Consider the following 18,383-nt stretch of genomic DNA (forward strand, 5'->3'; position numbering starts at 1 on the left):
GTTAGCAGGCTAAACAATTAGTCAATATGAAACTAAAAAACCGGAACAATCCGAGCCGGGCAAAGCCATTATCATCATGGGGTTAGCGAAGGAGGCCTGATGCTCACACCCACCCAATTACAGCGCTACGTGGCCCGGCTGGGAGTTAGCCCACGCTCATCCTTGGCCGAGCTGCAGCTGGCGCACCTCTATGCCCTGCCCTTTGAGAACCTGGATATCACCTTCAAAAGGCCCATAGTGCTGAGCCATGAGGCCATCCTTGCCAAGCTGCTTGATGAACACCGTGGCGGCTTTTGCTACGAGCTCAACTACGGCTTTTATTGCCTGCTGCTGAGCCTCGGCTTTGAAGCCACCTTGATACAAGCCAGGGTCTTTAATCCAAGCGGCACGCCGGGCACCGACTTCGACCATTTGCTGCTTAAGGTAAAAGAAGGCAGCAAAACGCTGCTGGCCGACGTGGGCTTTGGTGACAGCTTCTTAGCGCCGTTAACGCTCGCCACTGGTGAGCAACAGGACAGGGCCGGCGTTTTTACACTCACCGCCCAACAAGGAAAATGGCTGATGCAAAGAGAAGGTAAAGCCGAGCTGCTGATAGACCCAACGCCCCGGCAACTTCAGGCGTTTCAAGCCATGGCCGACTGGCACCAAAGCGCCGAGGCCTCGCCTTTTACTCGCAAGAGCATTTGCTCAAAGGCAACCGCCACTGGCCGCATTAGCCTGAGTGACAACACCTTGCTGGTGACAAAAGACAAGACACGCCAGCAATGGCCCATTAACAACGAGGGCCAGTACCGCCAACTGCTGGCAGAGCACTTTGGTATCACGCTGCCCTTTGCCGACATCGCCCAGTGGCTGGCCAAGTGGCATTAAAAAAGCCGGGCAAGCCCGGCTTTTCTTACTCGATACCGAGCTTGGTTAATTCCCGCTTGGCAACGACAGCTGGCAGCGGTACGTAACCGTCTTTTTCCACCACTTGCTGGCCGGTCTTGGACAGCACCATTTTCACAAACTCGGCCTGCATTGGATCCAGGGGTTTGTTGGGGTGCTTGTTGACGTAGATATAAAGGAAGCGCGACAGCGGATAGGCCCCTTTAACGGCATTTTGCGGGGTGGCGTCAATGTAGGTTTTACCGCCATCTTTGGACAGCGGCACGGTGCGCACCCCGGAGGTTTTATAACCGATACCGGAGTAACCGATGCCGTTAAGGGAGGTGCTGACCGACTGTACCACTGAGGCAGAGCCGGGCTGCTCGTTCACCGAGCTTTTGAAATCGCCCTTACAGAGCGCTTCTTCCTTGAAGTAACCGTAGGTGCCAGACACCGAGTTACGGCCATAGAGCTGGATGTCCCGCGCGGCCCAGTCGCCGGTCAGGCCCAGTTGGCCCCAACGGTCGATAGTGCCTTCGCCGCAGCGCAGGGTTGAAGAAAACACCCCGTCCACCTGCTCCATGGTCATCCCCTTGATGGGGTTGTCTTTATTGACGTAAACCGCCAGGGCATCAATAGCCACCCGGATCTCGGTAGGCTTGTAGCCATAGCGCTTTTCAAAGGCTTCAATCTCACCCGATTTCATCTGCCGGCTCATGGGGCCGAACTGGGCGGTGCCTTCGGTCAACGCTGGCGGCGCCGTGGAGGAACCGGCAGCCTGGATTTGAATATTGACGTTGGGGTACTGACGCTTGAACTCTTCAGCCCAGAAGGTCATCAGGTTAGCCAGGGTATCGGAGCCCACTGACGACAGATTGCCGGAGATCCCGGACACCTTTTTATAGTCAGGCAGGTTGCGGTCCACGGCGGCAGCAGCGGACAGCGCGAAAGTGCTCAGGGCGGCAAACCCGATAACGCCAACCAGTTGCTTGATTTTCATAGCATCGCTCCTTTGAAGCGGTGTTAATAAAACGTTACCCGTGCAGTATCTGGCGCCTCAATGACACTTAGGTTACCCATTGATGACGCTCTGATGACCACTCACCAGGTCTTTGGGAATATCGAACCAGAAGGTGCTGCCCTTACCCAAAGTGGAGCGGATCTCCAGCCTGGAGCGATGGCGGCTCAGTACGTGCTTAACAATAGACAACCCCAGGCCCGAACCACCGGTATTGCGACTACGGGCCTTATCCACCCGATAGAAACGCTCGGTGATGCGCAGAATATGCTCAGGGGCGATGCCGTCACCGGTATCGGTAACGGAAAAGCGGGCGCGGCCGTCAGGCAGCTTTTTCCAGCTCACCTCGATATTGCCGCCAGCCGGCGTGTAATGAATGGCATTGGCCACCAGGTTGGCAAAGGCCGAGGTCATCTGTTCGCTGTCACCCTGCATGTGCAGGTTGTCGATATCAAAGCGAATGCTGTGCTGCTTATCGCTGTTGAGCGCCTGGCTGTCAGACTCCAGCTTGTGCATCAATGCCGGCACGTCCACATCACGGGGGGTTTCGGTTTCGCCGCGAGCTTCAAGGCGCGACAAAGCCAGCAGCTGCTCAACCAGGCTGTACATGCGCCCTACCTGGTCGGTCATCATCTTGTGGGGTTTGCCCCAGGGGCCGGCATCGAGGCGCGGATCGTCGCCGATCATCTCCAGATACCCACGCAGTACCGTCAGCGGCGTACGCAGCTCATGAGAAACGTTGGCCACAAAATCGCGGCGCATCTGCTCCAATTGCTGCAGGCGGGTCACGTCCCTTGCCACCATCAGGGTTTCGTTGGCGGTATAAGGAATGACGCGGACCTCGACACTGGCCATGGGCTGGGCCGGTGACGGAATAATAAGGGGCTCCTGAAACTGCTGCTTCTTGATATAGGCAACAAATTCCGGGCGGCGCAGCAGGTTGTCGATACGCTGGCCGTTATCGTCAGGCCAACGCACGCCGAGAATATGGGTGGCCAACTTGTTGCACCAGACAATCTCGCGCTCTTCGTTGATCACCACCACCGCGTCAGGCAGGGCTTCGGTACCTTCCCGAAAGCGCTTGAGCAGGCGGCCAAGCTCCTTGCGGCGCTTGAGGTTTTTGCGCTGCAAAAAGTAGACGCCATCAAAGGCGAACTGCCAGGTGCCACTGCCCCTTGGCGGCGTAAACTGGCGGCCGTCCCAAAGCCAGCGCACCAGCAAAAACAGCTGCCAGTAATGCCACAGCACCAGCGCCAGGGCGCCGACGAGCAAAACCAGCAAGGGGGCGCCAACCACCACCCCCACCACGGCCAAAATGGACCCGTACAGCAGCAGGGTCCAGGCAAGACGCCACCAGGAAAAATGGTGCATTAATTACACCCGGCTGGAGAAGCGATAACCGGCGCCGCGTACCGTCTGTACCAGGCGGTCGTGGCCGTGGTTCTCCAACGCTTTACGCAGCCGGCGGATATGCACGTCAACGGTGCGGTCTTCCACATAAACGTTGGTGCCCCAAACGTTGTCCAAGAGCTGCTCACGACTGTACACCCGCTCCGGGTGGGTCATGAAGAAATGCAGCAGCTTGAATTCGGTGGGGCCCATGTCGACGGAGTCTTCATGAGCGGTAACGCGGTGGGATACCGGGTCCAGGCGCAGCCCCTGCACTTCAATGACATCGTCCACGTTGGTGGGTGAAGTGCGGCGCATCACGGCTTTGATCCGCGCCATCAGTTCCTTGGGCGAGAAAGGCTTGGTGATGTAATCATCAGCGCCCACTTCCAGGCCGCGCACCTTGTCTTCTTCTTCACCGCGGGCGGTGATCATGATGATGGGGATCTGACGGGTGTATTCGTTCTGCTTCATGGTTTTGGCCAGTTGCAGGCCGGACCCACCGGGCAGCATCCAGTCCAGCAGCACCAGATCAGGATAGGGCTCCTGAAGCCTGGCCTGGGCCATGGGCAGATCTTCAGCTTCAACCGGCTGATAGCCGTTTTGATCGAGGATAAAGGCCAGCATCTCCCTGATCGGAGCCTCGTCCTCAACTATCAATACACGTCGTGCCATGGGATGATCTCTACTCATTGCAATCGGCTGACATTATTGTGAACTATTGTGACACTTTTATGACCCGATAGCGGCATCGGACCTCTTTAATGCATTTAAGCCACTGATAAATTTAAAAAAGCAGCACATCGCCACAAAACGACAACTCGCCGTTTTTTTGTTCATCAGCACTTAAGCACGGTTAGGGTCCACGGAAAAACGCTAATAAAAAAGGAGGCTTTCGCCTCCTTCTTCATACCGGGGGAGCTTAGAACTTCTGTTCGATGCCCACAGCCAGGTAGTCAGCATCTTCAGCGCCGGATACGGCGGAGAATTTGGTGTAGAAGCCGAATACTTTGGTGGTGTTACCCAGTTTGTAATCGATACCAGCAGAAACGGCGTCTTTGTAAGAAGTGGAGCCCAGGTCATGCAGGTCAGAATCTTGGTACTGCACTTTGAAGGTGGCTTTGTTCAGCTCATAAGCGGCGCTGACCATGAAACCATCGTAGTCTTGGCTGCTGTCGGCAGATTTCTCGCCGCGCTGATACATACCGCCCAGAACGAAATCACCAATCTTGCCTTGAACAGTGGCGCGGGTGGTGTCCCAGCCGGCTACGTCGTTGTCATAGGCCACAGAAGCGAAGTAAGGGGCCTTTTTGAATTTGGCGTCACCGTACATCAGGGCCAGAGAGGCGCCGGACTTGTACTTGGTGCCGTCAGGGCCGTCGCCGTCAACGCGTTGGTCGTCGTTGTCTTGACCAATGTAGGTGATACCGGCTTGGAACAGGCCAATGGAAGGCGTCATATAGGTGATGGAGTCACCCATACGGTTTTCGCCTTTGAACAGGGTCTTGATGTCGCCGTCCAGGTCGTTGAACTGGTCAACGTTGCCTTGAGACTGCTTGAGCATGGTGTCGTTACGGCCTACCAGGGCGGTACCGAAGCTGCCTTTGAGACCTACAAAGGTGTTACGGGCTTTGAACTGGTCTTCGGAGCTGTTGGCGTGGGATTGGTCAGTGGCGTTCACTTCCCATTCCATTTGGTAAACGGCTTCCAGGTCGTCGCTCAGGGCAGCGGCACCTTTCACACCGAAGCGGGAAGCGTTGCTTTTCAGCTCGGTTTGAGAATCGCCTTTGTCGACGTTTTCGAAAGTGACATTCAGTTTACCGTATACGGAAACCGGTACGTCGGCAGCAACGGCGGAACCGGCGAAACCCAGCAGCATGGAAGCAGCAACAGCAGACTTTACAAAGTTCATTTTCTTACCCCAGAAAAGTGTAAAAACACTAAAAAATGCCTCTCGGCGAACGGTGGGCATCTTGGCAAAGCTTTGTGACAGTTTTATTGCTCAAACGGGGCAGAATCGAAAAAATCGCAAACGTTTTTCTAACAGCCCGCGAGTGACGCAGGCTGGGAGGGAGAACAGCAAGGCAGGAAAAGGTTTTTAGGCTATTTGCTGAAGGTTGGCGACACATTGCTGCCAGATACCCGCCTGTTCGGCATCAAAACCCACCAGCCAGATTTGTTTGGACAGCACACATTGCTCAAGGGCGACGTTCAATGCCGTTACCGCCACCTCTGCCGCTTTTCTCGCGGGATATCCATAAACGCCACAACTGATGGCCGGAAAAGCAATGCTGACAATGCCTTCACGGTCAGCCAGCAACAGGCTGTTTTGGTAACATTGCGCCAGCAACTTGGCTTCGTTGTCGCCGCCGCCATGCCAAACCGGGCCCACGGTATGCACCACATACTGACTGGGCAGGTTGAAGCCGGGGCTTAACTTGGCCTCGCCGGTGTTGCAGCCACCCAGGCCGGCACAGTACTGTTTGAGGTCAGGCCCGGCGGCCTTGTGAATGGCGCCATCGACGCCACCTCCCCCCAGCAGGCTGGGATTGGCGGCGTTAACGATGGCATCAACGGGTAATTGGGTAATGTCCCCTTGCCAGACCCGCATAAAAAAAGTGACGTTGCTCGATTTCATTTATTCTCATCCGACCAGTTTAATGAGAAAGCGTTTTCGCCATTTTTATCAGCTGAAATTCTGTCTTACCCTAGCTAAGCTGATTTTTCCAGTTGCCAAAAACGACCTTTTGTAAGAAATTTTCATACATTCCAAGACAGAGGGAAGCATGTCCAATCAATTAGTTCAGCTCAGCGCCTTTACCACCATAGTGGCAGATACCGGCGAAATCGATGCCATCCGCCGCTATGCGCCCCAGGATGCGACCACCAACCCGTCGCTTATCCTCAAGGCGGCCGGTCTGGACGAATACCAGCACTTGGTAACGGATGCCCTCGAGTATGCCCGCGCCCTGGGTGGCGACCAAGCCACGGTAGTAGACAACGCCATGGACAAACTGGCGGTCAACTTCGGGGTTGCCATCCTCGGTATTATCCCTGGCCGCATCTCCACCGAAGTGGATGCCCGCCTCTCCTTCGATACCCAAGGCACCATCGACAAAGCACACAAGCTGATAGCGCTCTACAAGGATGCCGGCATCGAAAAAGACCGCATCCTCATTAAAGTCGCCGCCACCTGGGAAGGTATTCGCGCCGCCGAAGTGCTGGAGCAAGAAGGCATCAACTGTAACCTGACCCTGCTGTTCTCCTTTGCCCAGGCCCGCGCCTGCGCCGAAGCCGGTGTGTACCTGATCTCCCCCTTTGTTGGCCGCATCCTCGACTGGTACAAGGCCAGCACCGGCAAAGACTACGGCGCCGAGGACGACCCGGGCGTGGTATCGGTCAGCCGCATCTACGACTACTTCAAAACCCACGGCTACGGCACCGTGGTGATGGGCGCCTCTTTCCGTAATACCGGGGAAATTCTGGCCCTGGCCGGTTGCGACCGCCTGACCATAGGCCCGGCCCTGCTTGAGCAGCTCGAGCAGAGCGAAGAACCTATCAGCCGCCGCCTGGAACCAGGCACTGAGCGCCAGCCGCGGCCGCAGCCCCTGACCGAAGCCCAATACCGCTGGCAGCACAACGAAGATGCCATGGCGGTGGAGAAACTCTCCGAGGGCATCCGCAAATTTGCCGAGGACCAGCAAAAGCTGGAAGCCTTACTGTTGAAAAAGCTTTGAAGCAAAAAGGGGCGTTAAGCCCCTTACTTTTAGAGGACGCCATGACCGGATTGACCCGTTACCCCAGCAATGACGCACTGGCCAGCCATCTTCACAACCTGCCGGATCTCAAAAGCCTGTTTGCCGCCGACCCTAAACGCGGCGAAACCTTCTCCCTGAGCGCTGCCGGCCTGACCCTCGATTACAGCAAAAACCATCTGACCAGCGAGACCCTGGCCCTCTTTGAAAAGCTGGCTGAAGAGGCGGGCCTTGGGGACAAAATCCAGGCCATGTTCAGTGGTGCCCTTATCAACCACACCGAGGGGCGCGCTGTGCTGCACACCGCCCTTCGCGGCAGCGTGGATGACAGCGTTATCAGCGAAGGCAGCCAGGTCGCCCAAGAGGTGGCCGCTACCCTGGCGCGCATGGCCCGCTTTGTTGAAGCCATCTACAGCGGCCAGTTGCTGGGCTTTACCGGCAAGGCCATTACCGATGTGGTGAGTATCGGTATCGGCGGCTCCTTTCTTGGCCCCAAAATCGTCACCGAGGCGTTAAAGCCGTTCTGGCAGCACAAGGTGAAAGTGCACTATGTGGCCAATATCGACGGCGCTGCCCTTAGCGGCAAACTGGCGGACCTTGACCCTCAAACCACCCTCTTTATTACCGCCTCCAAGTCCTTCGGCACCCAGGAAACCCTCACCAACAGCGAAAGCGCCCGGGATTGGCTTAAAGCCGCCGGCGCCGACTTTAGCGACCTTGCCAAGCACTTTGTGGCGGTCACCGCCAACGTGCCCAAGGCCGAGGCCTTTGGCATCAGCGCCGACAACTGTTTTCCCATGTGGGATTGGGTAGGTGGCCGCTATTCGCTGTGGTCGGCCATCGGCCTGCCCATCGCGCTTGCTATTGGCATGGACAACTTCAAGGCGCTGCTCGGCGGTGCCAACGCCATGGACCAGCACTTTAAAACGGCGCCGCTTAAACAAAACATGCCGATGCTGCTGGCCCTGACCGGCATTGCCTATATCAACTATTTTGGCGCCACCTCCCATGTGCTGCTGCCCTACGATCACGGCCTACGCGCCCTGCCCGGCTACGTGCAGCAGCTGGACATGGAGTCCAATGGCAAGAGCTGCCACAACGATGCCAGCGCCATTGAGCATCTCACCGGGCCTGTTATCTGGGGCGCCGAGGGGACCAACGGCCAGCACGCCTTCCACCAGTTATTGCACCAGGGCAAACAGCTCATTCCGGCCGATTTTATCCTGCCGCTGACCAGCCATTACCCTCTTGGCCGCCACCACGCCATGCTGGCCTCAAATTGCTTTGCCCAAAGCCAAGCGCTGATGGAAGGCAAAAGCCTCGATAAAGCCAAGCAAGAACTGGCTGCCAACGGCCTTGGCGAGGCAGAAATTGCAAAACTGGCGCCCCATAAGGTGATGCCGGGCAACCGCCCCTCCAACACCTTGCTGATGGACAGTGTCAGCCCCGCTACCCTGGGGGCCCTTATCGCCCTTTATGAGCATAAGGTATTGGTTCAAGGGATCTTTTGGGATCTGAACTCCTTTGACCAATGGGGGGTTGAGCTGGGTAAAGTGCTGGGTAATGAGGTGCTTAGCCGCCTGGAAGACGACAGCGCGCTACTGGATCTGGATAGCTCCACCAATGCCCTCATTGCCCGTTTCCGGGCCTTGGCCGCAAAAAGGCGTGAGGGATAACACAACTGCAACAAAAGTGTTTTACTTTTGGCCCGTGCGTGGTAATTAATTGGTCGTCAACAACGCCTTAAAACGGGAGTTTCCATGGAAGATATTCAGGATCTGCAGTTGGCTCTTACCGGTGGGAAGCGTGATGCCAAAGGCCGTGGCGCAAGCAACAAGAAACGGCGATGGCGCGAGATCGAAGACCTCAAAGAGAAATACCGTTTAAAGCGCGAACTCGAAGAAATCGACTGGAACAGCGACTATTCCCTTGACCGCATCGATCTTTAAGTAAAACCCAAACAGCAAAAAGCCCGGCCAGTGCCGGGCTTTTTATTTACTCTTCTTCTTCCTGCTTCAGGCGCTCCCAAAGCGCCCGGTGATCGGCCCTGACCTCGGCGCCAAACAGCGGATCCTTTTGGGCCTTTTCTTCAAGCGTGGTGGCCAGTTGCCGCCAATCGGCTTCAGACAACTCGCCCGCCAACAGCGGGAACAGCTTTTCTTCCTCAAAGGCCAGGTGGGCGCGCTGCTCGCAGACAAAATCCTCCAAGGCGCGCAGCATTTCGTCGCAGGGAACAACGGCGTCCATCAGCACCATCTCTACCCGCTGGCCAAGGCATTGGGTGGCCTCATCCAGTTTGCGGTGCTGGCCGGTCAGCTCGGCCTTGAGCTTGTCGTTATCAATCTTGCCGACCAACTCGTCTTCCTCACTGTGATGCACGCCATCAACATAGTGGTGAAGATAGTCCAGCACATCTTTGAGCAGGTCATAACGCACCTCCTGGCCGGCACGAATGGCCGCCGCTTTGGCGTCCAAGAGCGCCAACAAACGGCGGATGCGATGATGGTCCTGGCGAAGCAAATCCAACATGGGCACAACCTCCTAACGGCTCCCCTAAGGATAGACCCGCCAGGGCCCAAACGCGCCGGCTCAGCTTTGCCAGTCGATGGGTTCAAGGCCCTGGCGCATCAAGATGGCATTGGCCTGGGAGAAGTGCCGGCAGCCAAGAAATCCGCGGTGGGCCGACAGCGGCGACGGGTGCGGCGCACTCAGCACGTGGTGGCGCTGGCGGTCGATCATGGCGCCCTTTTTCTGGGCGTGGCTGCCCCACAGCAAAAATACCAGCCCCTGGCGCTGCTCGTTAAGGGCCGCTATCACGGCGTCGGTAAAGGTTTCCCAGCCCCAGCCGGCGTGGGAGTGGGCATTGCCATCCTGCACCGTGAGCACCGTATTGAGCAGCAGCACCCCTTGCTGGGCCCAGCATTCGAGGTTGCCATGCTCAGGAATGCGGTAGCCGGGAATATCCCCTGCCAGCTCTTTGAACATGTTCTTAAGGGAAGGGGGCGGGGCAATGCCGTCTTTGACCGAAAAACACAGGCCGTGGGCCTGGCCAGGGCCGTGGTAAGGGTCCTGGCCGAGGATAACCACCCGCACCTTGTCAAATTCGGTGTAACGAAAGGCGTTGAAGACCTCGTCTTTTGGGGGATAGATCACTTGGCCGGCGTCCCTGGCTGCCTGTACTCTGGACATCACTGCCTGGAAGTAAGGCTTTTGCTTCTCGCCACCGATGATGTCGCTCCATTCTTTACTCATGGCTCGGCTCCTGTCTCGTTGTGGCGCACATGCTGCCCAAGCTGTCCCCCTGGCGCAAGAAAAGGATGCCAATGAACCCCATCAGTCACACCTTTGGCGCTTACTGGCAGGATTTTCTGCACTTGACCGGCAAAGCCAGCCTCTGTTTTGCCGAGGCCGATTGGCAGGGATTGCAGCAGCTAAGCCGGGCCCGCTTCGAGCGCCATGACGATATCGTTGGCCAGTTGGTGGCGAGCCTAAACGGCAGCCTGCTGGACTGGCCAGCCCTGAAAACAGATTTTGTCGAGTCGCTCAAAGACCACCCGGCCAGGGAGTTGGCGCTGACCTTTTTCAACTCGGTCTACGCCAGATTGCAACCGGGCATGCCTCGACCCTTTAACGGCCGCGAGTTGGCCAAAGTGGCCACCCGGCCTTACCTTCGCCTGCCGATGCAGGGGAATTTAACCGATGTGATGCAAAGGGTGCTGGAAAGCGCCAGCCTGCCGCTACCCATACGCTATCTAGCCAACCAAGCCACCAAGCTTGCCCAGGCGCTAAAGCCGGCTCTTAATCCCCACGACTACCCCTTGCACCTGGACCTGCTCACCGAGCCTTTTTACCGCAACAAGGGATGCTACCTGGTGGGCTGCCTTAACACCGACCAGATGGCGGTACCCTTTGCCATCGCCTTTTTGCAAAAAGACGGCGCCCTCAAAGTGGATGCCCTGCTCCTGCAACGCGATCACCTGTCAGTGCTGTTCGGCTTTGCCCGCTCCGATTTTTTAAGCCTGAGCCCGGCGCCGTCAGCGCAAATCGCCTTTTTAGAAACCCTAATGCCTCACAAGCCGCATTCGGAGCTTTACAATGCCCTGGGCTACTACAAGCACGGTAAAACCCTGCTGGTTACCGAGCTGGAAGATGCCTTGGCCCGCAAGGGCCGCTTTATCACCGCGCCGGGGATACCGGGCCTGGTGATGATGGTGTTTACCCTCGAAGGCCAGGATTTAGTGTTCAAGGTGATCCGCGACCAATTTGGGGATTCCAAAAAAGTCACCCCCCAGCAGGTGGTGGAGCGTTACCACCTGGTGCAGCGCCACGACCGGGTGGGCCGCATGGCAGACACCCAGGAGTTTATCGACCTGCGCCTGCCGCTGGCGCATTTTGACCAGGCTCCCCTGCAAGAGCTGTTGGCCACCTGCGCCGGGCGGGCCCGGATAGAAGGCGACATGCTGCACCTGAGCCACTGTTTTACCGAGCGGCGCATGACCCCCATGAACCTCGCCCTGAAAGAACGCAGCGGCGAATGCAAAGCCATCCTTCGTGAATACGGCCACGCCTTAAAGGACATCGCCACCGCCGGTATTTTCCCCGGTGACATGCTCTTTAAAAACTTCGGGGTCACCCGCCACGGCCGGGTGATTTTCTACGACTACGACGAGCTGTGCCCCTTAGGCGACGTGACTTTTAGAGCTATCCCCAAAAGCGAGTACGAGCAGGATATGCTGAGCGCTGAGCCTTGGTACCCGGTCAACGAAGGGGATGTGTTTCCAGAGGAGTTCCGGCATTTTCTGTGCGCCCGCCAGGACGCGGCCGAGGTATTGGGCCAGGAATTTGCCGAGCTGTTCACTCCCGATTTCTGGTTAAAAGCGCAGGAAAATGCCAAAAAGGGGCAACTGGAAGATTTCTTCCCCTACCCTCAGGCCCTTCGCTTCCCAGGTTAAGTTCCTGCTAGACTGGCCAGATAAAACATCCAAGAGACAAGAAGATGCGTTATTTCATCGCGCTGCTCGCCGCCCTGCTAACGACCCAGCTGCAAGCCAAAGAGCCACGCAATATCATCATCATGATTGGCGATGGCATGGGCCCGGCCTACACCACCGGCTATCGCTACTTTGCCGACGACCCCACCACCCCCAAGGTGGAATCCACCGTCTTCGACCAGATGCTGACCGGCATGGCCAGCACCTACCCTGACGAGCCCGACACCGTGGTCACCGACTCGGCCGCGGCCGCCACCGCCCTTGCCACCGGCCATAAAACCTACAACGGCGCCATTGCCGTTGACCGCCAGAAAGTGGCGCTGTCTTCCATCATGGACATGGCCAAACGGCTGGGCAAAAGCACCGGCATCGCGGTGACTTCGCAGATCAACCACGCCACCCCGGCAGCGTTTTTGGTGCACAACGAAAACCGCTCCAACTACAACGCCATTGCCGATGCCTATTTTGACGACCGCATCGACGGCAAATTTCGCGCCGACGTGATGTTTGGCGGCGGCACCCAGTACTTCAAGCGCCCCGACCGCGATCTGGTGGCCGAATTTGAAGCCGCCGGCTACCACTTTGCCAGCGACAGCGCCAGCCTTGCCGCCCTCAGCCAAGGGCCGGCGCTGGGGCTGTTTGCCGATGTGGGCCTGCCAAGCGCCATCGACGACACCCAGGGTCCGCGCCTCGATGCCATGACCGCCAAAGCGGTGGAGCTTCTAAACCAGAACCCCAAGGGGTTTGTGTTGATGGTGGAAGGCAGCCAGATTGACTGGGCCGGGCACAGCAACGACATCGTCACCGCCATGCACGAGATGAAGGACTTTGCCAAGGCCATCCGCTGGGCCAAGGACTTTGCCGACAGCCGGGACGATACCCTGGTGGTGGTCACCGCCGACCATTCAACCGGTGGCCTGACCCTGGGCGCCGCTGGCAAGTACCAGTGGCGCGCCGATTTTCTGAGAAAGATCCCCAACTCTCCGGGGGTGATAGCGGCCCGCCTGGCGCAAGAATCCGAACCGGCAAAGGCCCTGCCGGCGCTGCTGGGCTTTAACCCCTCCAAAGATGAAACCAGCAACTTGATGGACGCCATGAGCGATGGCCAGGAAGCGCTGGTCAGCGCCATCAAATCCCTTATCGACAAGCGCAGCCTCACCGGCTGGACCACCTCCGGCCACACCGCAGTCGATGTGCCCATCTTCGCTGACGGGGTCGACAAAGACCGCTTTGACGGCTTTATGGATAACACCGAAATTGCCAAGCGGCTCTTTGCCCTGCTGCAACCGGGTGAGCAGCTGATTGGCCAGTTCCAGACCCCGCCAGCGCCAAAAGCCGAAGCCACCAAGGCTCCGGTTGTTGCTACTCCGGCTCCCGCCGCGCCCACGGCCATGCCGCTGCCAAGCACGCCCAAGGCGCAAAGCCCGGCGCCCAAAGCAGACCTGCCAGCGGCCAAGCCGCAAGCAGCACCAGCACCAGCACCAGCACCAGCACCCAAGGACATGCCAGTAAAAGACGAAACGGCGCAACCCGCAGCGCCGGTGTCGGCCGCCGAAGCAACTCCCACCGAGCCCCCTAAAGCCGCCTCAGAGCAGCTTGTTGAGGATAAACAGCAGCAGCTTTAAGTCCCGCTCACCGGCCCGGTGCAGGCTTTCTAATGCCCACTGGGCCGGTATCTCTTCGCCGCCGATATCGGCCTTGGCCAGCACCGCTTCCAGCCGCTGGCGCGCGGTAGCCAACAAGCCGTCGTCCACCTCTGCCGCTTGGGTTTGCTCGGGCAGCTGCTGCAGGCTGTAGGCGTAGAGCATCACCGCCTGGCCAAGATTCAGCGATGGCTGGGTTTGGGATAGAGGCAGGTAAGAGCGCAGCTGGCATTGCTCCAGCTCGTCGTTGGCCAGCCCAGACTCCTCGCAACCAAACACCACCGCCATTCTGGCCACGGCCCCTTGCTGGCGAAGGGCCTGGCTTTTTAGCTCTTGTGGGGTCAGGTATTGGTGCTTGCCGCTTCGCATTCGCGCCGTGGTGCCCACCGCCAGGGTGCAATCGACCAGGGCTTCGCTCAGGGTGTCAAAATCGCGGGCATGGCTTATCAGCTCCTGAGCACCGTGGGCAACCCACTGGGCCTGGGGTTCGAGGTGAGCCTTGGAGCCGACAATGCGCAGATCGCCAAAGCCCATGGTCTTCATGGCTCTGGCCGCCGCACCGATGTTCTCCGGGCGGGCCGGGCGAACCAACACAAAACAAATATCCATCACGCCTCCTTTAGGGCCCCAAAGCTTAATGATTTGCCGGGCACTAAACTAGAGAGAACCACAAGGGGAGTACGCCGCCATGCACCTGAGCGAAGATATTCATAACCTGATGGAACGTATGCTGACCGAAGAACTGACCCAACATCCTCCCGCCATCGGCTCCGAGCAGCTGGCAGACCTTTGCTGCCTGGTTCTCAACAAAGTGCCGCCCCGCTATGTGCGGCACGACGTAGACAACGCCTACTTCACCACCGAGCAGGAAAAGCAGCAGCTTGAGCGCAAGATAAGGGTGGCCATCACTGAGTCGCTGGATTTTCTCACCAGTGGCGACGTGCGCTACTGAGCCTGGGCCAGGGCCTTGAGGCCGCGGTTGAGGATGGCCTGCCAGCGCTGGCCCCGGTCGCCGCGACGAAAATTGACGTAAAGGGCTTTTTTTTCCAGCAGTTGGGGGGAAGCGACCAGCGCCTCTTTGAAGGGCGCCAACTTTTCATCGTGCTCCAGCCAGTAGGCCATGACCTTAAGATCCACCACGGCGCCATCAACCCGGCCGTAGGCCAGTTTCAACAGGTTCTGGCGGTCTGAATCGGCTTGGTCAACCGGTTGCAGGCCTTGCTCCACCGCGTTGTCAAAAAGCGCAGTGTTAAGGTAATCGCGCACCACCCCGATACGGTACTTGTACAGGTCTGCCTGGCGCTTCCAAACAAGAGGGTGGGCCTTTCGATAGGCGATCCCTAAAGGCCCGTACCCCACCACATCGGAACTGATAAAGATCTGATCTCGCTCGCCGTCATGGTATTCGGGGCCATAGGCCACGTAATCGGAGTCTTGATTGACCAATAGCAAAGCCCGTTGCCAAGGCAAGAAGGTAACCTGCAGTTGGTGCCCCTGGGTTGCCAGCGCCGCCCGCAGTTTACTGATCACAGTGCCCTGGCCAGGCAGTTTGCTGCCGGCATAGGGCGGCCATTCCAGGCTGGCCATCTTCATGACATCGGCTTGGGCCAGGGAGCAGGCGAACAGCAGCACAACAATCAGCAAACGCATGGCGGCATTCCTCGGCAAGAGATCTTCAAACTAACCGAAGAAAAAAAGTAAATGAAGTGTAAAGATGTTATGAAGGCATCTTCTGAAGACGTTCTGAAACGAAAAAAGCTCCCTTAGGAGCTTTTTCTAATTACTTGATAATCAAGTGGTGCCTAGGGCCGGACTCGAACCGGCACGGTTTTACCCGGCTGATTTTGAATCAGCTGCGTCTACCAATTTCGCCACCCAGGCAGGTGCAGGGCATTATACGCATTTAGTCTCGCCTTGCAAGCCTTCTTGAATTGGCGAAATTTGCTACAATTCTAAGCGCTTAGCTATCGGAGCACACCATGAAGGGCCACTTTCCAAGAGCCTCGTTCGGGCGTCGTCTGGCCGCCCTCTGTTATGACTACCTGCTGGCCTGCGCCGTGTTTATGCTGGCCCACTTCTTGGGCTTTGCGCTGCTGGCGCTGGCCATCCAGCTCTTCCCTGCCCTGCTGGACGGTTACCCCGACCAAGCAAGCTTCATGCGCGACCAGCCGCTCTACAGTCTTTACCTGCTGTTGTGCGTACTCGGCTTTTTTTTGTGGTTCTGGACCCACGGCGGCCAAACCCTTGGCATGCGCGCCTGGCGCCTTAAACTGCAAAGCCAGCAAGGTGGGCCGGTGAGCCTTAAGCAAGCGCTGCTTAGGGCCCTGTGCGCGCTATTGGGCGCAGGCACCCTAGGGGTGCTGCTTGGTTCGCGGCGCCTGGCGCTGCAAGACAGGGCCAGCCACACCGAAGTGGTGCTGGTGGATACCCCAAAGCCATAACTCGCGGGCAGCAAAAAGGGCGCTTTACGCGCCCTTTTTTGGGTTTATGCCGGCCTTCGCAGCAAATACACCGAAATGCCGATAAACAGCAGCCCCGGCAATATCGCTCCCAGCAGCGGCGGCACCTCGTATACCAGGCTCAAAGGCCCGAAGATCTCGCTTAACAGGAAGAAGCTAAAGCCTGCGATGATGCCAAGGATGATACGGGCGCCCATGGGCACGGTGCGTAGTGGCCCAAACACGAAAGAACAGGCCAGCAGCAGCATCACAGCGAGGTTCAGCGGCGCAAAAATCTTGCGCCAAAACGCCAGCTTATAGCGAGATCCGTCCTGCTTGTTGGCCACCAGATATTCCACGTATTGGGTAAGACCGCGCAGAGACAAGGCTTCGGGTTTGACCGTGACCACACCGAGCTTTTCCGGGGTCAGGTCAGATTTGAGCATCATGGTGGGCCGCGAATCGACCCGGGTGCTGTCTTTATCTATCCAGGTTTCCTGCACCTGGCTAAGCTCCCAGCCGTTTTTAATCCAGCGGGCATGGTCAGCATGCAGCAGCCGTTTCAGTTGCAGGCCGTCAAACTCATACAGGGTGACATCGCCAATTTCGTCGGCCTCCAGCAACTGCTGGATATGCACAAAGCGGTTGCCGTCCCGCGCCCACAGGCCATTGGAATCGGACAGCAAGGTACCCCCCGACATGGCTTGGGTGCGCATGTCCCGGGCGTAACGCTCTGCCCCCGGCGCCACAAACTCGCTCAGCAACACCACCATTATCATCAGCAGGAACATGGTCTTCATGGCCGAGGCGATGATGTTGAACTTGGACATGCCGGAGGCCTGCATCACCGTCAGCTCGGAGTTGCTGGCCATCATGCCAAGACCAATAAGACCGCCCAGCAGCACCCCCATGGGGAAGAACACTTCGAGGTCGCGCGGCATGGAAAACAGCACAAAGATGCCGGCATCGGCCGTGTCATAAAGGCCGCGGCCCACGTATTTGAGCTGGTCGACAAACTTGATAAGCCCAGACAACCCCACCAGTACCGCCAGGCACAGCAAGGTGGTGGTGAGGATCACCCGGCCAATGTACAAATCGATAATTTTCATCGGCTACCCCTCAGCCAGCCACGAATGCGGGTGCCGAGGGTTCGGCCCTTGATGATAAGTGCTATGCCGATAAAGAGTGCACTGGCGTGGATCCACCAAAGCCCCAGGACAATGGGAATTTTACCGTCTTCAAGCGCCCTGTTACCGGCAAGCAGCAACAGCAGATACCCCAGGAACAGGCCAAGGGCGGGCAGCATTTTGGCAAATTTGCCCTGGCGCGGCCCGGTCTGGGCCATAGGCACGGCAATCAAGGACAACAGCAGCACCGCGATAGGCAGTGCCATGCGCCACTGCAGCTCGGCACGGGCATCCACCGAATCGTCTTTGAGCAGCTCGCCAAGAGGCAGCGCCGAGAGTTTACGGTTGCGCTTTTGCACTTCCTGGTCACCAATCTGCATCTTGTAGAGGCCAAAATGCACTTCCTGCAGCGCCGCCTGCCCGGCTTCCCCCTCGTAGCGATAACCCTGGTTGAGCTCCATGGTGTCCATGCCCTTGTCGTTCTGAGACACCACGCCACCTTCGGCCATCAGTACCGAGGGGGAATCGCCAGGACCAGGCAGTTGAGCCACAAACACTTTGTCCAGGTGGCCATCGTCGATGTTTTCGATAAACACCACCGCCCTGTTGTTGGCGGTGCGCTGAAAGCGCCCTTCCTGCAAGGTGGCCAGGCCGCTGCTGGAATGGGCCTTTTCCACCATTTGGTATTCCTGCTCTTTGGCCCAGGGAGCAAACCAGAGGGTGATGGAAGCGGCAATCAAGCTGAACACCAGGGCCACGGTCAGGGTAACCCGCGCTACGTACCACTCGGAGATGCCGCAGGCGTGCAGCACCGTCATTTCATGTTCGGAGTACATCCGGCTGTGGGCCATCAGGATGCCGATAAAGACCGACAACGGCATCACCATCACCAGCAACGACGGCAGGTGCAGGCCGATAACCTGAGCCACGATGGTGCCGGGAATGTCGCCGTCGGCGGCGTCGGAGAGCACCGAGACAAACTCCCGGCTGACGAAGATGGCCATCAGCACCAGCAGCACGGCGATGGTGGACTTGAATGCTTCAGCGAAGAGGTAACGGAAAACTATCAAGAGAATGCCCTGTTTTCGCGAATATTTGCTGTTTTACTAAAATCCGGCCAAATCTTGGAGCTAACACTTGTTTTTGCAAGTTTAA

19 protein-coding genes and 1 tRNA gene are annotated in these 18,383 nt (G+C 57.8%); 8 read left to right on the forward strand and 12 right to left on the reverse strand.

Features of this window, described 5'->3' with window-relative positions:
- Window positions 1-99 precede the first annotated feature (99 nt).
- On the forward strand, window positions 100-870 hold the full coding sequence (locus tag EDC28_RS06945) for an arylamine N-acetyltransferase family protein (protein ID WP_123421093.1): 771 nt from the start codon (window positions 100-102) through the stop codon (window positions 868-870).
- 25 nt (window positions 871-895) lie between these two features.
- On the opposite strand, the gene EDC28_RS06950 is transcribed toward EDC28_RS06945, so the two are convergent.
- The 5 genes from EDC28_RS06950 to EDC28_RS06970 form a co-directional block, all read right to left on the reverse strand.
- Window positions 896-1,867 carry a PstS family phosphate ABC transporter substrate-binding protein gene (locus EDC28_RS06950; RefSeq protein WP_050657203.1) on the reverse strand — a complete coding sequence of 324 codons (972 nt, stop codon included), beginning with the start codon at window positions 1,865-1,867 and terminating at the stop codon, window positions 896-898.
- Between the two features lie 72 nt (window positions 1,868-1,939).
- On the reverse strand, window positions 1,940-3,256 hold the full coding sequence (gene phoR / locus EDC28_RS06955; protein WP_123421094.1) for a phosphate regulon sensor histidine kinase PhoR: 1,317 nt from the start codon (window positions 3,254-3,256) through the stop codon (window positions 1,940-1,942).
- A 3-nt stretch (window positions 3,257-3,259) separates the two neighbouring features.
- The gene (gene phoB / locus EDC28_RS06960) at window positions 3,260-3,949 is read right to left on the reverse strand and encodes a phosphate regulon transcriptional regulator PhoB (RefSeq protein ID WP_050657201.1); all 690 of its coding nucleotides are present in this window, start codon (window positions 3,947-3,949) and stop codon (window positions 3,260-3,262) included.
- 247 nt (window positions 3,950-4,196) lie between these two features.
- Complete coding sequence (locus EDC28_RS06965; protein WP_050657200.1) at window positions 4,197-5,186, reverse strand: porin; 990 nt, start codon at window positions 5,184-5,186, stop codon at window positions 4,197-4,199.
- Between the two features lie 186 nt (window positions 5,187-5,372).
- Window positions 5,373-5,912, reverse strand: coding sequence for an O-acetyl-ADP-ribose deacetylase (locus EDC28_RS06970; RefSeq protein ID WP_083445693.1), 540 nt, complete (start codon window positions 5,910-5,912; stop codon window positions 5,373-5,375).
- A gap of 148 nt (window positions 5,913-6,060) precedes the next feature.
- Between EDC28_RS06970 and tal the strand changes: the two genes are divergently transcribed.
- The 3 genes from tal to EDC28_RS06985 all read left to right on the forward strand — a co-directional run bounded on the left by tal (window position 6,061) and on the right by EDC28_RS06985 (window position 8,978).
- The gene (tal, locus tag EDC28_RS06975; protein WP_050657199.1) at window positions 6,061-7,011 is read left to right on the forward strand and encodes a transaldolase; all 951 of its coding nucleotides are present in this window, start codon (window positions 6,061-6,063) and stop codon (window positions 7,009-7,011) included.
- Between the two features lie 41 nt (window positions 7,012-7,052).
- Window positions 7,053-8,705: a glucose-6-phosphate isomerase gene (pgi, locus tag EDC28_RS06980; protein WP_123421095.1), complete on the forward strand. Its 1,653-nt coding sequence runs from the start codon at window positions 7,053-7,055 to the stop codon at window positions 8,703-8,705.
- An 84-nt stretch (window positions 8,706-8,789) separates the two neighbouring features.
- Window positions 8,790-8,978: a DUF3545 family protein gene (locus EDC28_RS06985; protein WP_050657197.1), complete on the forward strand. Its 189-nt coding sequence runs from the start codon at window positions 8,790-8,792 to the stop codon at window positions 8,976-8,978.
- A gap of 46 nt (window positions 8,979-9,024) precedes the next feature.
- Here EDC28_RS06985 and EDC28_RS06990 read toward each other — a convergent pair whose 3' ends face one another.
- Window positions 9,025-9,558 carry a hemerythrin domain-containing protein gene (locus EDC28_RS06990; RefSeq protein WP_050657196.1) on the reverse strand — a complete coding sequence of 178 codons (534 nt, stop codon included), beginning with the start codon at window positions 9,556-9,558 and terminating at the stop codon, window positions 9,025-9,027.
- Window positions 9,559-9,618: 60 nt separating this feature from the next.
- Window positions 9,619-10,281, reverse strand: coding sequence for a uracil-DNA glycosylase (ung, locus tag EDC28_RS06995; protein WP_123421096.1), 663 nt, complete (start codon window positions 10,279-10,281; stop codon window positions 9,619-9,621).
- A 71-nt stretch (window positions 10,282-10,352) separates the two neighbouring features.
- Between ung and aceK the strand changes: the two genes are divergently transcribed.
- Together aceK and EDC28_RS07005 are read left to right on the forward strand one after the other, a co-directional pair.
- Window positions 10,353-11,981: a bifunctional isocitrate dehydrogenase kinase/phosphatase gene (gene aceK / locus EDC28_RS07000; RefSeq protein ID WP_170164053.1), complete on the forward strand. Its 1,629-nt coding sequence runs from the start codon at window positions 10,353-10,355 to the stop codon at window positions 11,979-11,981.
- A gap of 44 nt (window positions 11,982-12,025) precedes the next feature.
- Window positions 12,026-13,645: an alkaline phosphatase gene (locus EDC28_RS07005; protein WP_280530826.1), complete on the forward strand. Its 1,620-nt coding sequence runs from the start codon at window positions 12,026-12,028 to the stop codon at window positions 13,643-13,645.
- Here the strand turns inward: EDC28_RS07005 and EDC28_RS07010 are convergent.
- A complete protein-coding gene (locus EDC28_RS07010) occupies window positions 13,607-14,272 on the reverse strand; it encodes a tRNA/rRNA methyltransferase (protein ID WP_244946553.1) in 666 nt (221 codons plus the stop codon). The two genes, EDC28_RS07005 and EDC28_RS07010, sit on opposite strands and share 39 nt — an antisense overlap.
- A gap of 79 nt (window positions 14,273-14,351) precedes the next feature.
- Between EDC28_RS07010 and EDC28_RS07015 the strand changes: the two genes are divergently transcribed.
- The gene (locus tag EDC28_RS07015) at window positions 14,352-14,615 is read left to right on the forward strand and encodes a late competence development ComFB family protein (RefSeq protein ID WP_050657192.1); all 264 of its coding nucleotides are present in this window, start codon (window positions 14,352-14,354) and stop codon (window positions 14,613-14,615) included.
- Here EDC28_RS07015 and EDC28_RS07020 read toward each other — a convergent pair.
- Both EDC28_RS07020 and EDC28_RS07025 read right to left on the reverse strand, forming a co-directional pair.
- Entirely contained in the window at window positions 14,609-15,313 is a 705-nt protein-coding gene (locus EDC28_RS07020; RefSeq protein WP_123421099.1) for a substrate-binding periplasmic protein, read from the reverse strand. The genes EDC28_RS07015 and EDC28_RS07020 overlap by 7 nt on opposite strands.
- Before the next feature lie 146 nt (window positions 15,314-15,459).
- Window positions 15,460-15,544 (reverse strand) — tRNA-Leu (locus EDC28_RS07025).
- Between the two features lie 98 nt (window positions 15,545-15,642).
- Between EDC28_RS07025 and EDC28_RS07030 the strand changes: the two genes are divergently transcribed.
- Complete coding sequence (locus tag EDC28_RS07030) at window positions 15,643-16,104, forward strand: RDD family protein (protein WP_123421100.1); 462 nt, start codon at window positions 15,643-15,645, stop codon at window positions 16,102-16,104.
- A gap of 44 nt (window positions 16,105-16,148) precedes the next feature.
- Here EDC28_RS07030 and lptG read toward each other — a convergent pair whose 3' ends face one another.
- Together lptG and lptF are read right to left on the reverse strand one after the other, a co-directional pair.
- Window positions 16,149-17,210: an LPS export ABC transporter permease LptG gene (gene lptG, locus EDC28_RS07035; RefSeq protein WP_050657189.1), complete on the reverse strand. Its 1,062-nt coding sequence runs from the start codon at window positions 17,208-17,210 to the stop codon at window positions 16,149-16,151.
- Window positions 17,207-18,298 (reverse strand): LPS export ABC transporter permease LptF, encoded by a 1,092-nt coding sequence (gene lptF / locus EDC28_RS07040; protein WP_123421101.1) that lies wholly within the window; start codon window positions 18,296-18,298, stop codon window positions 17,207-17,209. The genes lptG and lptF overlap by 4 nt, the downstream gene beginning before the upstream one ends.
- Between the last annotated feature and the right edge of the window lie 85 nt (window positions 18,299-18,383).

It is taken from the genome of Gallaecimonas pentaromativorans (assembly GCF_003751625.1).
In the GTDB taxonomy this organism is placed as follows: domain Bacteria; phylum Pseudomonadota; class Gammaproteobacteria; order Enterobacterales; family Gallaecimonadaceae; genus Gallaecimonas; species Gallaecimonas pentaromativorans.

Excerpts from the sequence above, each read along its gene's own strand:
- EDC28_RS07010 (WP_244946553.1), bottom strand. The coding sequence starts at position 14,272 with ATGGATATTTGTTTTGTGTTGGTTCGCCCGGCCCGCCCGGAGAACATC.
- ung (WP_123421096.1), bottom strand. The coding sequence starts at position 10,281 with ATGAGTAAAGAATGGAGCGACATCATCGGTGGCGAGAAGCAAAAGCCT.
- pgi (WP_123421095.1), top strand. The coding sequence starts at position 7,053 with ATGACCGGATTGACCCGTTACCCCAGCAATGACGCACTGGCCAGCCAT.
- EDC28_RS06945 (WP_123421093.1), top strand. The coding sequence starts at position 100 with ATGCTCACACCCACCCAATTACAGCGCTACGTGGCCCGGCTGGGAGTT.
- phoB (WP_050657201.1), bottom strand. The coding sequence starts at position 3,949 with ATGGCACGACGTGTATTGATAGTTGAGGACGAGGCTCCGATCAGGGAG.
- EDC28_RS06990 (WP_050657196.1), bottom strand. The coding sequence starts at position 9,558 with ATGTTGGATTTGCTTCGCCAGGACCATCATCGCATCCGCCGTTTGTTG.
- phoR (WP_123421094.1), bottom strand. The coding sequence starts at position 3,256 with ATGCACCATTTTTCCTGGTGGCGTCTTGCCTGGACCCTGCTGCTGTAC.
- EDC28_RS07020 (WP_123421099.1), bottom strand. The coding sequence starts at position 15,313 with ATGCGTTTGCTGATTGTTGTGCTGCTGTTCGCCTGCTCCCTGGCCCAA.
- EDC28_RS06965 (WP_050657200.1), bottom strand. The coding sequence starts at position 5,186 with ATGAACTTTGTAAAGTCTGCTGTTGCTGCTTCCATGCTGCTGGGTTTC.
- EDC28_RS07030 (WP_123421100.1), top strand. The coding sequence starts at position 15,643 with ATGAAGGGCCACTTTCCAAGAGCCTCGTTCGGGCGTCGTCTGGCCGCC.
- EDC28_RS07005 (WP_280530826.1), top strand. The coding sequence starts at position 12,026 with ATGCGTTATTTCATCGCGCTGCTCGCCGCCCTGCTAACGACCCAGCTG.
- lptG (WP_050657189.1), bottom strand. The coding sequence starts at position 17,210 with ATGAAAATTATCGATTTGTACATTGGCCGGGTGATCCTCACCACCACC.
- EDC28_RS07015 (WP_050657192.1), top strand. The coding sequence starts at position 14,352 with ATGCACCTGAGCGAAGATATTCATAACCTGATGGAACGTATGCTGACC.
- EDC28_RS06970 (WP_083445693.1), bottom strand. The coding sequence starts at position 5,912 with ATGAAATCGAGCAACGTCACTTTTTTTATGCGGGTCTGGCAAGGGGAC.
- EDC28_RS06985 (WP_050657197.1), top strand. The coding sequence starts at position 8,790 with ATGGAAGATATTCAGGATCTGCAGTTGGCTCTTACCGGTGGGAAGCGT.
- aceK (WP_170164053.1), top strand. The coding sequence starts at position 10,353 with ATGAACCCCATCAGTCACACCTTTGGCGCTTACTGGCAGGATTTTCTG.
- tal (WP_050657199.1), top strand. The coding sequence starts at position 6,061 with ATGTCCAATCAATTAGTTCAGCTCAGCGCCTTTACCACCATAGTGGCA.
- EDC28_RS06950 (WP_050657203.1), bottom strand. The coding sequence starts at position 1,867 with ATGAAAATCAAGCAACTGGTTGGCGTTATCGGGTTTGCCGCCCTGAGC.